Source organism: Streptomyces sp. CWNU-52B (assembly GCF_047444975.1).
GTDB lineage: Bacteria > Actinomycetota > Actinomycetes > Streptomycetales > Streptomycetaceae > Streptomyces.
The window spans coordinates 32,222-45,620 of the sequence record NZ_JBLFJV010000001.1 but is presented as its reverse complement, the minus strand read 5'-3'; the positions used below and the strand labels follow the sequence as shown (position 1 = coordinate 45,620).

The 13,399-nt window shown below is 72.5% G+C and carries 12 protein-coding genes; all 12 read left to right on the top strand.

The annotated features are described in order from the left end of the window. The first annotated feature begins 90 nt into the window (after window positions 1-90). The 12 genes from ACLVWQ_RS00215 to ACLVWQ_RS00160 all read left to right on the top strand — a co-directional run bounded on the left by ACLVWQ_RS00215 (window position 91) and on the right by ACLVWQ_RS00160 (window position 13,375). Window positions 91-1,176 carry a nitronate monooxygenase gene (locus ACLVWQ_RS00215; RefSeq protein ID WP_414105974.1) on the top strand — a complete coding sequence of 362 codons (1,086 nt, stop codon included), beginning with the start codon at window positions 91-93 and terminating at the stop codon, window positions 1,174-1,176. Beyond that, complete coding sequence (locus tag ACLVWQ_RS00210) at window positions 1,173-1,919, top strand: 16S rRNA (uracil(1498)-N(3))-methyltransferase (protein ID WP_414105973.1); 747 nt, start codon at window positions 1,173-1,175, stop codon at window positions 1,917-1,919. The genes ACLVWQ_RS00215 and ACLVWQ_RS00210 overlap by 4 nt, the downstream gene beginning before the upstream one ends. A 310-nt stretch (window positions 1,920-2,229) precedes the next feature. After that, window positions 2,230-2,727: a hypothetical protein gene (locus ACLVWQ_RS00205; protein ID WP_414105972.1), complete on the top strand. Its 498-nt coding sequence runs from the start codon at window positions 2,230-2,232 to the stop codon at window positions 2,725-2,727. A 45-nt stretch (window positions 2,728-2,772) separates the two neighbouring features. Further along, the gene (locus tag ACLVWQ_RS00200) at window positions 2,773-6,045 is read left to right on the top strand and encodes a S41 family peptidase (RefSeq protein ID WP_414105971.1); all 3,273 of its coding nucleotides are present in this window, start codon (window positions 2,773-2,775) and stop codon (window positions 6,043-6,045) included. A gap of 361 nt (window positions 6,046-6,406) precedes the next feature. Beyond that, entirely contained in the window at window positions 6,407-6,760 is a 354-nt protein-coding gene (locus ACLVWQ_RS00195) for a histidine triad nucleotide-binding protein (protein ID WP_414105970.1), read from the top strand. 6 nt (window positions 6,761-6,766) lie between these two features. Next, complete coding sequence (locus tag ACLVWQ_RS00190; protein ID WP_414105969.1) at window positions 6,767-7,681, top strand: ribonuclease Z; 915 nt, start codon at window positions 6,767-6,769, stop codon at window positions 7,679-7,681. 20 nt (window positions 7,682-7,701) lie between these two features. Beyond that, complete coding sequence (locus ACLVWQ_RS00185) at window positions 7,702-8,694, top strand: adenosine deaminase (protein WP_414105968.1); 993 nt, start codon at window positions 7,702-7,704, stop codon at window positions 8,692-8,694. A gap of 170 nt (window positions 8,695-8,864) precedes the next feature. Continuing rightward, window positions 8,865-9,974 (top strand): carbohydrate kinase family protein, encoded by a 1,110-nt coding sequence (locus ACLVWQ_RS00180; RefSeq protein WP_414105967.1) that lies wholly within the window; start codon window positions 8,865-8,867, stop codon window positions 9,972-9,974. Between the two features lie 172 nt (window positions 9,975-10,146). Beyond that, window positions 10,147-11,205 carry a PhoH family protein gene (locus ACLVWQ_RS00175; protein ID WP_414105966.1) on the top strand — a complete coding sequence of 353 codons (1,059 nt, stop codon included), beginning with the start codon at window positions 10,147-10,149 and terminating at the stop codon, window positions 11,203-11,205. 12 nt (window positions 11,206-11,217) lie between these two features. After that, window positions 11,218-11,715 carry an rRNA maturation RNase YbeY gene (ybeY, locus tag ACLVWQ_RS00170; protein ID WP_414105965.1) on the top strand — a complete coding sequence of 166 codons (498 nt, stop codon included), beginning with the start codon at window positions 11,218-11,220 and terminating at the stop codon, window positions 11,713-11,715. Continuing rightward, complete coding sequence (locus tag ACLVWQ_RS00165; protein ID WP_414105964.1) at window positions 11,712-13,019, top strand: hemolysin family protein; 1,308 nt, start codon at window positions 11,712-11,714, stop codon at window positions 13,017-13,019. The genes ybeY and ACLVWQ_RS00165 overlap by 4 nt, the downstream gene beginning before the upstream one ends. Beyond that, window positions 13,016-13,375 (top strand): MmcQ/YjbR family DNA-binding protein, encoded by a 360-nt coding sequence (locus ACLVWQ_RS00160; RefSeq protein ID WP_414105963.1) that lies wholly within the window; start codon window positions 13,016-13,018, stop codon window positions 13,373-13,375. The genes ACLVWQ_RS00165 and ACLVWQ_RS00160 overlap by 4 nt, the downstream gene beginning before the upstream one ends. The last annotated feature ends 24 nt before the right edge of the window (window positions 13,376-13,399 follow it).

The window sequence follows — 13,399 nt, the reverse complement described above, 5'->3', positions numbered from 1 at the left end:
CGCCGGGCTCCGCGCGGGATGTTTCCTGTGGCTTATGCCCGGCGGACGGCCGGATTCGGACTTGCGTGGAGGACGTGACAACATGCCGTCATGTCCTCCGCGCTGACCGATCTTTTCCCCCTCCCGATCGTGCAGGCCCCGATGGCGGGCGGCGTCTCCGTGCCGCAGCTCGCCGCGGCCGTGTCCGAGGCCGGGGGGCTCGGCTTCCTCGCCGCCGGGTACAAGACGGCCGACGGCATGTACCAGGACATCAAGCAGCTGCGCGGGGCCACGAGCCGGCCGTTCGGCGTGAACGTCTTCATGCCGCAGCCCGAGCACGCCGACCGGTCCGCGGTCGAGGTCTACGCCCACCAGCTCGCCGGTGAGGCCTCCTGGTACGAGACGGAGCTGGGCGACCCCGACAGCGGACGCGACGACGGCTACGACGCCAAACTCGCCGTCCTCCTCGACAACCCGGTGCCGGTCGTCTCCTTCCACTTCGGCTGTCCCACCCGGGACGTCCTGGACTCCCTGAGCCGGGCCGGCACGCTGACCCTGGTCACGGCGACCACCGCGGAGGAGGCGCAGGCCGTGCAGTGGGCGGGCGCCGACGCGGTGATCGTGCAGGGCGTCGAGGCCGGCGGCCACCAGGGCACCCACCGGGACAACCCGGAGACCGACGGGTCCGGCATCGGACTGCTCTCGCTCATCGCGCAGGTCCGCGAGACCGTGCAGATCCCGATCGTCGCGGCCGGCGGCATCATGCGCGGCAGCCAGATCGCCGCGGCGCTGGCCGCCGGCGCGAGCGCCGCCCAGCTGGGCACGGCCTTCCTCGCCACCCCCGAGTCCGGCGCCAACGCCCTGCACAAGCAGGCGCTGACCAACCCCCTCTTCGTCCGTACGCAGTTGACGCGGGCGTTCTCCGGGCGGCCCGCGCGGGGGCTGATGAACCGCTTCGTCCGGGAGCACGGGCCGTACGCGCCCGCCGCCTACCCCGACGTCCACCACCTCACCTCCGGGCTGCGCAAGGCGGCGGCCAAGGCCGGGGACGCGCAGGGGATGGCGCTGTGGGCCGGGCAGGGCCACCGGCTCGCCCGTGAGCTGCCGGCCGGGCAGCTGGTGGAGGTACTGGCGGCCGAACTCGCCGCCGCCGGGACGGCGTTGTCGTCCCACCCGGGTGAGGGCACGGGCCGGTGACCGCTCCGGTGTTCGTGGTGGACGAGGTGCCCCACGGCCCCGAGTTCGTGCTCGAAGGCCCCGAGGGGCGGCACGCCGTGTCCGTGAAGCGGCTGCGGTCCGGCGAGGCCGTGGTCCTCACCGACGGGCTCGGCCGCTGGGCCGACGGCGTGGTGAAGTCCGCCGAGGGCAAGGACCGGCTCGTGGTGGGCGGCCTCCAGGAGGTGCGCGAGGAGCCGGCACCCGCGCCCCGCATCACCGTCGTGCAGGCCCTGCCCAAGGGCGACCGCGGTGAACTCGCCGTCGAGACCATGTCCGAGACCGGCGTCGACGAGATCGTCCCCTGGTCGGCGGCGCGTTGCGTCACGCAGTGGAAGGGCGAGCGCGGGCTGAAGGCGCTCGGGAAGTGGCGGGCCACCGCGCGCGAGGCCGGAAAGCAGTCGCGCCGGGTGCGGTTCGCGGCGGTCGCGGACGCGATGACGACGAAGCAGGTTGCCGCGTTTCTGGCCGACGCGGAGTTCGCCGCGGTGCTGCACGAGGACCGGGGGTACCCGGCCGAGCCGCTCGCCACGGTCGAACTCCCGGCCGCGGGGCGGATCGTGCTCGTCGTCGGGCCCGAAGGCGGGGTGTCGCCTGAGGAGTTGACGGCGTTCACGGGTGTGGGAGCGCGGGTGTGCCGGTTGGGGCGGAGTGTGTTGCGGACGTCTACTGCGGGGACGGCGGCGGGGGCGCTGCTGCTGGGCCGAACGGGGCGGTGGTCTTAGCTCGGGGTGCCGTCCCGGCGGGTGCGGGTGCGGGTGCGGGTGCGGGTGCGAGTGAGGGTGCGAGTGAGGGTGCGGGTTCGGTGGGGCTGGGTGCGCAGTTCCCCGCGCCCCTGAAAAGCGGGGCTGCGCCCCGGCTTTTCAGCCCGTCCGGCGTTTGAGGACGAGGCCGTTCAGCCCCCAGGGGTGGGACGGGTAGCTGCGGGGCCGTGGAGCGTGGCCGTATGAGGGCTGTCGCGGGGGGCCGGGTGGTGGCACTCTGCCGGGCATGGGGGTAATGAGGCGGGTAGGACGCGGGCGGCGTGGGGCCGCGATGGCCTTCGTCGCGGCGGCAGCAGGCTGCGGGCTGGTCGCCTGCGAACCGGGCAACGGCCTGAGCATCGCCGCCGTGGTGATCACCACCGACCAGACCGGCACCCGCGCGCTGGAGGACAAGGGCTTCGACGTCCGGTGGCTCAACTGCACCGCCTCGTACGGGAACGACGGCGAGAGCCGCGGGGCCTCACCGAGCGCACGGCGCGTCGCGGACGTCGACTGCCGGGGCGAGACCGGCGACGGACGGGACATCACCATCAAGGGCGAGGTCACGCAGGAGGTCAACGGCACCTGCGTACGGGGCGACCTCACCGCCCGGGTCGGCGGCAGACAGGTGTTCCGGGTGGACGTCCTCGGCAACTGCCGGGCCGGCACCCCGAGTAGCGTCGACAACAGGACGACTGCGCCGCCCCGGACCCCGGGCGCGACCGTCACCGTGACCCGGACCGTGACCGAGTATCCGCATCCCGGATGTTCCTGCTTCCAGGGGAAGTGATCGAAAGCTCTGGTCGCGAACGGGACGGCTGCATAGGGTGATCGGGTGACACAGCCTGCATCCGCCGTTTCCGCCGCATCCGCCACGACTTCCGCGTATCTCCGGTATCCGCATCTGCACGGTGAGTTGATCACCTTCACCGCCGAGGACGACGTCTGGGTCGCGCCGCTCGACGGCGGCCGCGCCTGGCGCGTCAGCGCCGACAACGTCCCGGTGAACCATCCACGCATCTCCCCCGACGGGGCGACCGTCGCCTGGACCTCGACCAGCGACGGCGCCCCCGAGGTGCATGTCGCCCCCGTCGACGGGGGCGCCGCCAGACGCCTCACGTACTGGGGCAGCTGGAAGACCCAGGTGCGCGGCTGGACCCCCGACGGACAGGTCCTCGCGCTCAGCACGCAGGGCCAGGCGAGCCTGCGCCGCAGCTGGGCCCGCGCCGTGCCGCTCGACGGCGGACCGGCGACCACCCTCCCGTACGGGCCCGTCGGCGACGTGGCGTACGGGCCGGGCACCGTCCTGCTGTCCGCGCCCATGGGCCGCGAGGCCGCCTGGTGGAAGCGCTACCGGGGCGGCACCGCGGGCAAGCTGTGGATCGACCGCGAGGGCGACGGGGAGGCCGGGGAGTTCGTACGGCTGCACGCCGATCTGGACGGGAACGTGGAGTATCCGTCGTGGGTCGGGGAGCGCGTCGTCTTCCTCTCCGACCACGAGGGCGTGGGGGCCGTGTACTCCTCCCTCGCCGACGGTTCCGACCTGCGGCGGCACACCGGCATCGAGGGGTTCTACGCCCGGCACGCCGCCACCGACGGCACCCGCGTCGTGTACGCGTCCGCCGGTGAACTGTGGATCCTCGACGACCTCGACGGGGCCGAGCCGCGCAGGCTCGACATCCGGCTCGGCGGCCAGCGCGTCGACCTGCAGCCGCATCCCGTGAGTGCGTCCCGCTGGTTCGGCGCCGCCGCCCCCGACCACACCGGACGCGGCAGCGCGGTCTCCGTGCGCGGCGCCGTCCACTGGGTCACCCACCGCTCGGGCCCCACCCGCGCGCTCGCCGCCGAACAGGGCGTACGGGCCAGGCTGCCCCGCACCTTCCGCGCCGACGGCGAGGAGCACGTGGTGTGGGCGACGGACGCGGAGGGCGACGACGCGCTGGAGTTCGCCCCGGCGACCGGCGTCGCCCCGGGCGCGACCCCGCGCCGGCTCGCCGCCGGACAGCTCGGCCGCGTCCTCGGGCTCGCCATGGCACCCGACGGCAGCCGCGCCGCGGTCGCCTCGCACGACGGCCGGGTCCTGCTCGTCGAGCGGGAGACCGGCGAGGTCAGGGAGGTCGACCGCAGCGAGGACGGCGAGGTCTCCGGGCTCGTCTTCTCACCCGACTCGGCCTGGCTGGCCTGGTCGCACCCCGGGCCGCGCCCGCTGCGCCAGCTCAAGCTCGCCAACACCGCGGACCTGTCGGTGACCGAGGCGACCCCGCTGCGGTTCCGCGACTACGCGCCCGCGTTCACCCTCGACGGCAAGCACCTGGCCTTCCTGTCCGCGCGGTCCTTCGACCCCGTCTACGACGAGCACGTCTTCGACCTCGCCTTCGTCGGGGGCTCGCGGCCGCACCTCATCACCCTCGCCGCCACCACCCCCTCGCCCTTCGGACCGCAGCGGCACGGCCGGCCCTTCGAGGCGGCGGACAGCCCGGGGGCCGAGACACCCGACAGTGAGGGCTCCCCGGCCACCCGCATCGACCTCGACGGGCTCGGCGACCGCATCGTGGCGTTCCCCGTGGAGGCCGCCCGCTACAGCGGGCTGCGGGCCGCCAAGGACGGACTGCTGTGGCTGCGGCACCCCGTACGGGGCGTGCTGGGCGCCTCGCGCGCCACCCCGGACGACCCGGACCCGAAGACCGACCTGGAGCGCTACGACCTCGTCCAGCAGCGCATCGAGCACCTCGCCTCGGACGCCGACAGCTTCCTGGTCACCGGCGACGGCAAGCGGATCCTGCTGTGGACCGACGGCAAGCTCAAGGTCGTACCGAGCGACCGGCGCGCCTCGAACGACGACGAGAGCGACTCCAACATCACCGTCGACCTGTCGCGCATCCGCCAGAGCGTCGACCCGGCCGCCGAGTGGCGGCAGATGTACGACGAGACCGGCCGCCTCATGCGCGACAACTTCTGGCGCTCCGACCTGGGCGGCACCGACTGGGACGGCGTCCTGGACCGCTACCGCCCCGTCCTCGCCCGGGTCGCCACCCACGACGACCTGGTCGACCTGCTCTGGGAGGTGCAGGGTGAACTGGGCACCTCCCACGCGTACGTCATGCCGCGCGGCGGATTCGGCGGCGGGGACCGGCAGGGGCTGCTCGGCGCCGACATCTCCCGCCACGAGGACGCCGCCGGCTCCGGTGCGCAGGGGCCGGCGCAGTGGCGGATCGACCGCATCCTGCCGTCGGAGACCTCCGACCCGGACGCGCAGTCGCCGCTCGCCGCGCCCGGGGTCGCGGTCCGCGCGGGAGACGCGATCGTGGCCGTCTCCGGGCGGCCCGTGGACCCGGTGGCAGGACCAGGACCCCTGCTCGTCGGCACGGCGGGCAAGCCCGTCGAGCTGACCATCTCCCCGGCGGGCGGCGGCGACGCGCGGCACGCGGTGGTCGTACCGATGTCCGACGAGGAGCCGCTGCGCTACCACGCGTGGGTCGCCGACCGGCGTGCCTATGTGCACGAGAAGTCCGGCGGACGGCTCGGCTACCTCCATGTGCCCGACATGCAGGCGCCCGGCTGGGCGCAGATCCACCGTGACCTGCGGATCGAGGTGGCCCGGGAGGGACTCGTCGTGGACGTCCGCGAGAACCGCGGCGGCCACACCTCGCAGCTGGTCGTCGAGAAGCTCGCCCGGCGGATCGTCGGCTGGGACCTCGCCCGTGGGATGCGGCCCACCAGCTACCCGGAGGACGCGCCGCGCGGGCCCGTGGTCGCCGTCGCCAACGAGTTCTCCGGCTCGGACGGCGACATCGTGAACGCCGCGATCAAGGCGCTGGGGATCGGGCCGGTCGTCGGTACGCGCACCTGGGGCGGCGTCATCGGGATCGACAGCCGGTACCGGCTGGTCGACGGGACGCTCGTCACACAGCCGAAGTACGCGTTCTGGCTGGAGGGGTACGAGTGGGGCGTGGAGAACCACGGTGTCGACCCCGACGTCGAGGTGGTGCAGGCGCCGCAGGACTACGCCGCCGGGCGTGACGTGCAGTTGGACGAGGCGATCCGGATCGCGTTGGCGGGGCTGGAGACCAGCCCGGCGAAGGCTGCGCCGCGTTTGCCTGGGGTTTAGGCACCCGGTGCAGGGGGGGGATGTCTGGGGGCTGCCGCCCCCAGGCCCCTGCCCTCGGTCTTCCGGAGGGTGGCCGGCGGTGGGTTTTCGGGTGCCGGGCGGCTGTGGCTGGGCGCGCAGTTCCCCGCGCCCCTTCGGGGCGCGTCTGTGCGGGGTGGTTGCCGGTGCCGCCCCCAGGCCCCTGCCCTCGGTCTTCCGGAGGGTGGTCGGCGGTGGGTTTTCGGGTGCCGGGCGGCTGTGGCTGGGCGCGCAGTTCCCCGCGCCCCTTTGGGGCGCGTCTGTGCGGGTCCCCGCGCGTAGGGGTCTCGGTACCATGCGGGGCCAGGGGAGCTATCGATCATTCAGTGTCAGGAGGCCGCGCATGGCAGGGGAAACGCAGGACGATTGTCTGTTCTGCAAGATTGTCGGGGGGAAGATTCCGGCTACCGTCGTCCGGGAGACCGACACGACGCTCGCCTTTCGGGACATCAGCCCGCAGGCGCCCATCCACGTCCTGGTGATTCCCAAGGTCCACCACCCGGACGCCGCCTCCCTCGCCGTCGCCGAACCGGCGATCCTCGCCGACGTCGTGCGCGAGGCCGGTGAGGTCGCCGCCGAGGAGAAGCTCGACAGCTACCGCATCGTCTTCAACACCGGGAGCGGGGCCGGGCAGACGGTCTTCCACGCGCACGCCCATGTGCTGGGCGGCCGCGGCATGCAGTGGCCCCCCGGATAACCCGACGTGTCCGTACGTGAACTGGTGGTCCTCGGCACCGCCAGCCAGGTTCCCACCCGGCACCGCAACCACAACGGCTACCTGCTGCGCTGGGACGGCGAGGGCATCCTCTTCGACCCCGGCGAGGGCACCCAGCGCCAGATGCTGCGCGCCGGGGTGGCCGCGCACGACCTGCACCGGATCTGCGTCACGCACTTCCACGGCGACCACTCGCTCGGCCTGGCCGGGGTGATCCAGCGGATCAACCTCGACCGGGTGCCGCACGAGATCAGCGCCCACTACCCGCGCTCCGGGCAGCGGTTCTTCGACCGGCTGCGGTACTCCACCGCCTACCGCGAGACGGTCTCGCTCACCGAGGCCCCGGTGGACCGTGACGGGGTCCTCGCCTCGTCCAACTCGTACGAGCTAGAGGCCCGCAAGCTCTCCCACCCCGTCGAGGCGTACGGCTACCGGCTGGTCGAGCCCGACGGGCGGCGGATGCTGCCCGAACGGCTCGCCGCGCACGGGATCAAGGGCGCGGACGTGGGGCGCATCCAGCGCGAGGGGGCGCTCGGGGAGGTCCTGCTCGACGACGTCAGCGAGGTGCGGCGCGGCCAGCGGTTCGCGTTCGTCATGGACACCCGGCTGTGCGACGGGGTGTACGCGCTCGCCGAGGGCTGCGACCTGCTCGTCATCGAGTCGACGTTCCTCGACGAGGACGTGCGGCTCGCCGTCGACCACGGGCATCTCACCGCGGGGCAGGCGGGCGCGGTGGCCCGGGACGCGGGCGTACGGCATCTGGTGCTGACCCACTTCAGCCAGCGGTACTCCGACGCGTCGGGCCCGGAGGAGTTCGAGCGGCAGGCGCGGGCCGCCGGGTTCGAGGGGGAGCTGACCGTGGCGCACGATCTACTGAGAGTGCCGGTTCCGAAGCGTCGGTGAAACACCCGTACCATGCTTCGATGTCCATCCCCAAAGCTGAACTGCACCTCCATATCGAAGGCACGCTGGAGCCCGAGCTGGCTTTCGCGCTGGCCGCGCGCAACGGGGTGCCGCTGCCGTACGCCGACACGGACGCGCTGCGTGAGGCGTACCGGTTCGCGGATCTGCGGTCCTTCCTGGACCTCTACTACGGGCTCATGGCCGTGCTGCGGACCGAGGACGACTTCGCGGACCTCGCCGACGCGTACCTCGCGCGCGCCGCCGCGCAGGGGGTGCGGCACGCGGAGATCTTCTTCGATCCGCAGGCGCACCTGGCCCGGGGCGTGGGCATGGGGACCGTGCTGGAGGGGCTCGGGCGGGCCCTGGACCGCAGCGAGGCCGTGCACGGCGTCTCCACCCAGCTGATCATGTGCTTCCTGCGGGACCTGTCGGCGGAGTCCGCGATGGAGACCCTGGAGGCCGCGAAGCCGTACCTCCACCGGATCGTCGGCGTCGGGCTCGACTCCGCGGAGGTCGGGCACCCGCCGGCGAAGTTCCGCGCGGTGTACGAGGCCGCCGCCGCGCTCGGCCTGCGACGGGTCGCGCACGCCGGTGAGGAGGGGCCGCCCGCGTACATCACCGAGGCGCTCGACGTGCTCGGGGCCGAGCGGATCGACCACGGGCTGCGCTGCCTGGAGGACCCGGAACTGGTGGCCCGGCTGGTGCGGGACCAGGTGCCGCTGACCCTGTGCCCCCTGTCCAACGTGCGGCTGCGGGCCGTCGACGTGCTCGCGGACCATCCGTTGCCCGCGATGCTCGACGCGGGGCTGCTGTGCACGGTCAACTCCGACGATCCCGCGTACTTCGGGGGGTACGCCGGGGATACGTTCGACGCGGTGCGGGGGGCTCTGGGGCTGAAGCCCGAGCGGTTGCGGGAGCTGGCGCGGAACTCGTTCGTCGCGGCGTTCCTGGAGCACGATGAGGGGCTGCGGGGGCGGTATCTTGCCGAGGTGGAGGCGTACGAGTTCCCGTGACCTTCCCTTCCCGTCCCTGGGGGGCTGCGCCCCGCTTTTCAGGGGCGCGGGGAACTGCGCGACCAGCCACGACGGACCCGCACGTACCCTCCGACCCGTCACCCTCGAAGCTCCGGCGGAGCGCCTGGTGCAGACTGGCCTGAATCCGCACCACGCAATGGGAGCGCACCGTGACCGCGTCCAACGGGAAGGGACCGTACCGTCAGGCCCAGTTCGACCCCCTCGCCGAACTGCGCCACAGTGACGACCCGCCCTGGGACGTCTACCTCACCGGCACCGTCTTCCTCGACATCATCTTCACCGGACTCGACTCCGCCCCGGTCCGCGGGACCGAGTCCTGGGCCCGCGGCATGGGTTCCAGCCCCGGCGGCGTCGCGAACATGGCGACCGCGCTGGCCAGACTCGGCCTGAAGACGTCCCTCGCGGCGGCCTTCGGGGACGACCACTACGGGGAGTACTGCTGGGACGCCCTGGAGCAGGGCGAGCACATCGACCTCTCCGCGTCCCGCACCGCACCCGGCTGGCACTCCCCGGTGACCGTCTCGATGGCGTACGAGGGCGAGCGCACCATGGTCAGCCACGGCCACGAGCCGCCCCCGGAGGAGCCCGCCCCCGACTGCTCGCCCCGCGCGCGGGCGGCCGTCGCCTCGCTGACGCCCGGCACGCGCGCGCACTGGATCGCCGGCGCCGCGAGCCGGGGCACCCGTATCTTCGCCGACGTCGGCTGGGACGACACCGGGCGGTGGGACCTCGCCGGGCTCCCCGACCTGCGGCACTGCGAGGCGTTCCTGCCGAACGCCGAGGAGGCCATGCGGTACACGGGGGCCACCTGCCCGCGCGCCGCCGCGCACGCCCTCACCGAGCACGTACCGCTGGCCGTCGTCACGCTCGGTGCCGACGGGGCGTACGCCGTGGACCGCAGGACCGGTGAGACCGCGGAGGTTCCGGCCATCGAGGTCGAGGCGATGGACCCGACCGGTGCCGGGGACGTGTTCGTCGCCGGGTTCGTCACGGGGACGCTGGCGGGCTGGCCGCTCGCCGACCGGCTCGCCTTCGCGGGGCTCACCGCGGCCCTGTCCGTCCAGGAGTTCGGGGGGTCCCTGTCGGCTCCCGGCTGGGCGGAGATCGCCGCGTGGTGGCGCCGGGTGCAGTCCTACGACCACCAGGACCCCGCCGCGCTCGGCCGGTACGCCTTCCTGGAGCCGCTGCTGCCGGAGAGCACCCGGGCATGGCCCCTGAGACGGGCCGTCCCGACGATCGGGTTCCGCAGTTCCGTATGAGGCCGCCCCGGCGGGTGCGGGCGGGACACCGGCGGTTACGGGTGGGGCCACAGGTGCGGCGGAAAAGTCCTACGGCGTTGTCGGTGCCCCGACGTACTCTTGGGGACACAAGGCTGCCGTACCGGCAAGCGTGCCTCACCGAGGAGGATGAGCAGGCCTACAGAGCCGGCCCATGACGCAGACACCCACAGCTCACACCCCCGCACAGGGGCAGTCCCGAGCGCAGTTCACCGTCCCCGCCAAGCACCCCATGGTGACGGTGCTGGGATCCGGTGACGCCCTCCTGCGAGTGATCGAGAAGGCCTTCCCGGCGGCCGACATCCACGTCCGGGGCAATGAGATCAGCGCCGTCGGCGACGCCCGTGAAGTGGCTCTCGTCCAGCGACTGTTCGACGAGATGATGCTGGTGCTCCGCACCGGACAGCCGATGACGGAGGACGCGGTGGAACGCTCGATCGCCATGCTGCGGGCGACTGAGAACGGGGAGGGCGACGGCCCGGAGACCCCGGCCGAGGTCCTCACACAGAACATCCTGTCCTCGCGCGGCCGCACCATCCGCCCCAAGACGCTCAACCAGAAGCGGTACGTCGACGCCATCGACAAGCACACCATCGTCTTCGGCATCGGCCCCGCCGGTACGGGCAAGACCTACCTCGCCATGGCCAAGGCCGTGCAGGCGCTGCAGTCCAAGCAGGTCAGCCGCATCATCCTGACCCGCCCCGCGGTGGAGGCCGGTGAGCGGCTCGGCTTCCTGCCCGGCACGCTCTACGAGAAGATCGACCCCTATCTGCGCCCGCTGTACGACGCGCTGCACGACATGCTCGACCCGGACTCGATCCCGCGGCTGATGGCGGCGGGCACGATCGAGGTCGCGCCCCTGGCGTACATGCGCGGCCGCACGCTCAACGACGCCTTCATCATCCTGGACGAGGCGCAGAACACCAGCGCCGAGCAGATGAAGATGTTCCTCACCCGCCTGGGCTTCGAGTCGAAGATCGTGGTCACGGGTGACGTGACGCAGGTCGACCTGCCGAGCGGCACGAAGTCCGGTCTGCGTCAGGTCCAGGACATCCTGGAGGGCCTCGACGACGTCCACTTCTCCCGGCTCACGTCCCACGATGTCGTACGGCACAAGCTGGTCGGCCGTATCGTCGACGCGTACGAGAAGTACGACAGCCAGAACGGCACGGAGAACGGCACCCACAAGGGCGCCCGTACCAAACGGAAGTAGACCAGCGCGACCATGTCGATCGACGTCAACAACGAGTCCGGAACCGAGGTCGACGAGCAGGCGATCCTCGACATCGCCCGCTACGCCCTCGCGCGGATGCGTATCCACCCGCTCTCCGAGCTCTCGGTGATCGTCGTGGACACCGGCGCCATGGAGCAGCTCCACATGCAGTGGATGGACCTGCCGGGCCCCACGGATGTCATGTCGTTCCCGATGGACGAGCTGCGGCCGCCCATGAAGGACGACGACGAGCCGCCGCAGGGGCTGCTCGGCGACATCGTGCTCTGTCCCGAGGTCGCCGAGCAGCAGGGCAAGGACGCCCCGACGCAGCACTCCATGGACGAGGAGCTCCAGCTCCTCGCCGTCCACGGGGTGCTGCACCTGCTCGGCTACGACCACGAGGTGCCTGACGAGAAGGCCGAGATGTTCGGCCTGCAGGCGGCCATCGTGGACGGCTGGCGCGCGGAGAAGGGCCTGACCGGCCCCTCCCCGGCCCCGACCGTCTCATGAGCCCGCAACTGGTCATGGGCGCGATCGCCCTGGTCGTGGTCGCCTGGCTCGCCGCCTGCGCGGAGGCGGGCCTGGCCCGCGTCTCCAGCTTCCGGGCCGAGGAGGCGGTACGGTCCGGCCGCCGCGGCAGCGCCAAGCTCGCCCAGGTCGCCGCCGACCCGACCCGCTATCTGAACGTGGCGCTGCTGGTGCGCGTCGCCTGCGAGATGGCCTCCGCGGCCCTCGTCACGTACGCCTGTCTTCAGGAGTTCACCGCGACCTGGGAGGCGCTGGCCGTCGCCATCGGCGTGATGGTCCTCGTCTCGTACGTCGCCGTCGGGGTGTCGCCGCGCACCATCGGCCGCCAGCACCCCCTGAACACGGCCACGGCCGCCGCGTACGTGCTGCTGCCGCTGGCCAGGATCATGGGCCCGGTCCCGCCCCTGCTCATCCTCATCGGCAACGCGCTCACCCCCGGCAAGGGCTTCCGGCGCGGCCCCTTCGCCTCCGAGGCCGAGCTGCGCGCGATGGTCGACCTCGCCGAGAAGGAGTCGCTCATCGAGGACGAGGAGCGCCGCATGGTGCACTCGGTCTTCGAGCTGGGCGACACGCTGGTCCGGGAGGTCATGGTCCCGCGCACTGACCTGGTGGTCATCGAGCGGTACAAGACCATCCGCCAGGCGCTGACACTGGCCCTGCGCTCCGGTTTCTCGCGGGTCCCCGTCACCGGGGAGAGCGAGGACGACGTCGTCGGGATCGTGTACCTGAAGGACCTGGCCCGCAAGACGCACATCAGCCGGGACGCGGAGAGCGAGCTGGTGTCCACGGCGATGCGGCCCGCCGCCTTCGTGCCCGACACGAAGAACGCCGGTGACCTGCTGCGCGAGATGCAGCAGGACCGCAACCACGTCGCCGTCGTCATCGACGAGTACGGCGGCACGGCCGGCATCGTCACCATCGAGGACATCCTGGAGGAGATCGTCGGCGAGATCACCGACGAGTACGACCGTGAGCTGCCGCCCGTGGAGGACCTCTCCGACGGCCGCTACCGGGTGACCGCGCGACTCGACATCGGAGACCTCGGCGAGCTGTACGGCTTCGAGGAGTACGACGACGAGGACGTCGAGACGGTCGGCGGGCTGCTCGCGAAGGCGCTCGGCCGGGTGCCCATCGCCGGGGCCTCCTCGGTGGTCGAACTGCCCGACGGCCGTGAACTGCGCCTGACCGCCGAGGCGTCGGCCGGACGCCGGAACAAGATCGTCACGGTGCTCGTCGAGCCCGTCGGACCGGCCGGCGCCGACGCCCCGGAGGAGAAGCCGGAGTGACCCCGCGGGAGTTGCGTACGCTCTGCCTGTCCTTCAACGCGGCCGTCGAGGACTTCCCCTTCACCCCGGAGACCTCGGTCTTCAAGGTGCTGGGGAAGATGTTCGCGCTCACCGCCCTGGCGGGCGAGCCCCTCACGGTCAACCTGAAGTGCGACCCCGAGGACGCGGTGCGGCTGCGCGGCGAGTACGCGGGCCTGATCATCCCCGGCTGGCACATGAACAAACGGCACTGGAACACGGTCACGGTCGACGGCGGCCTCCCGGACCGGGTCGTCCGGGAGCTGGTCGAGGACTCGTACGACCTGGTGGTGGCCGGTCTGCCGAGGGCCGAGCGGCTGCGCCTCGACCGCCCCTGAGCGCGGGGGCCGGGCGGGGCTTCG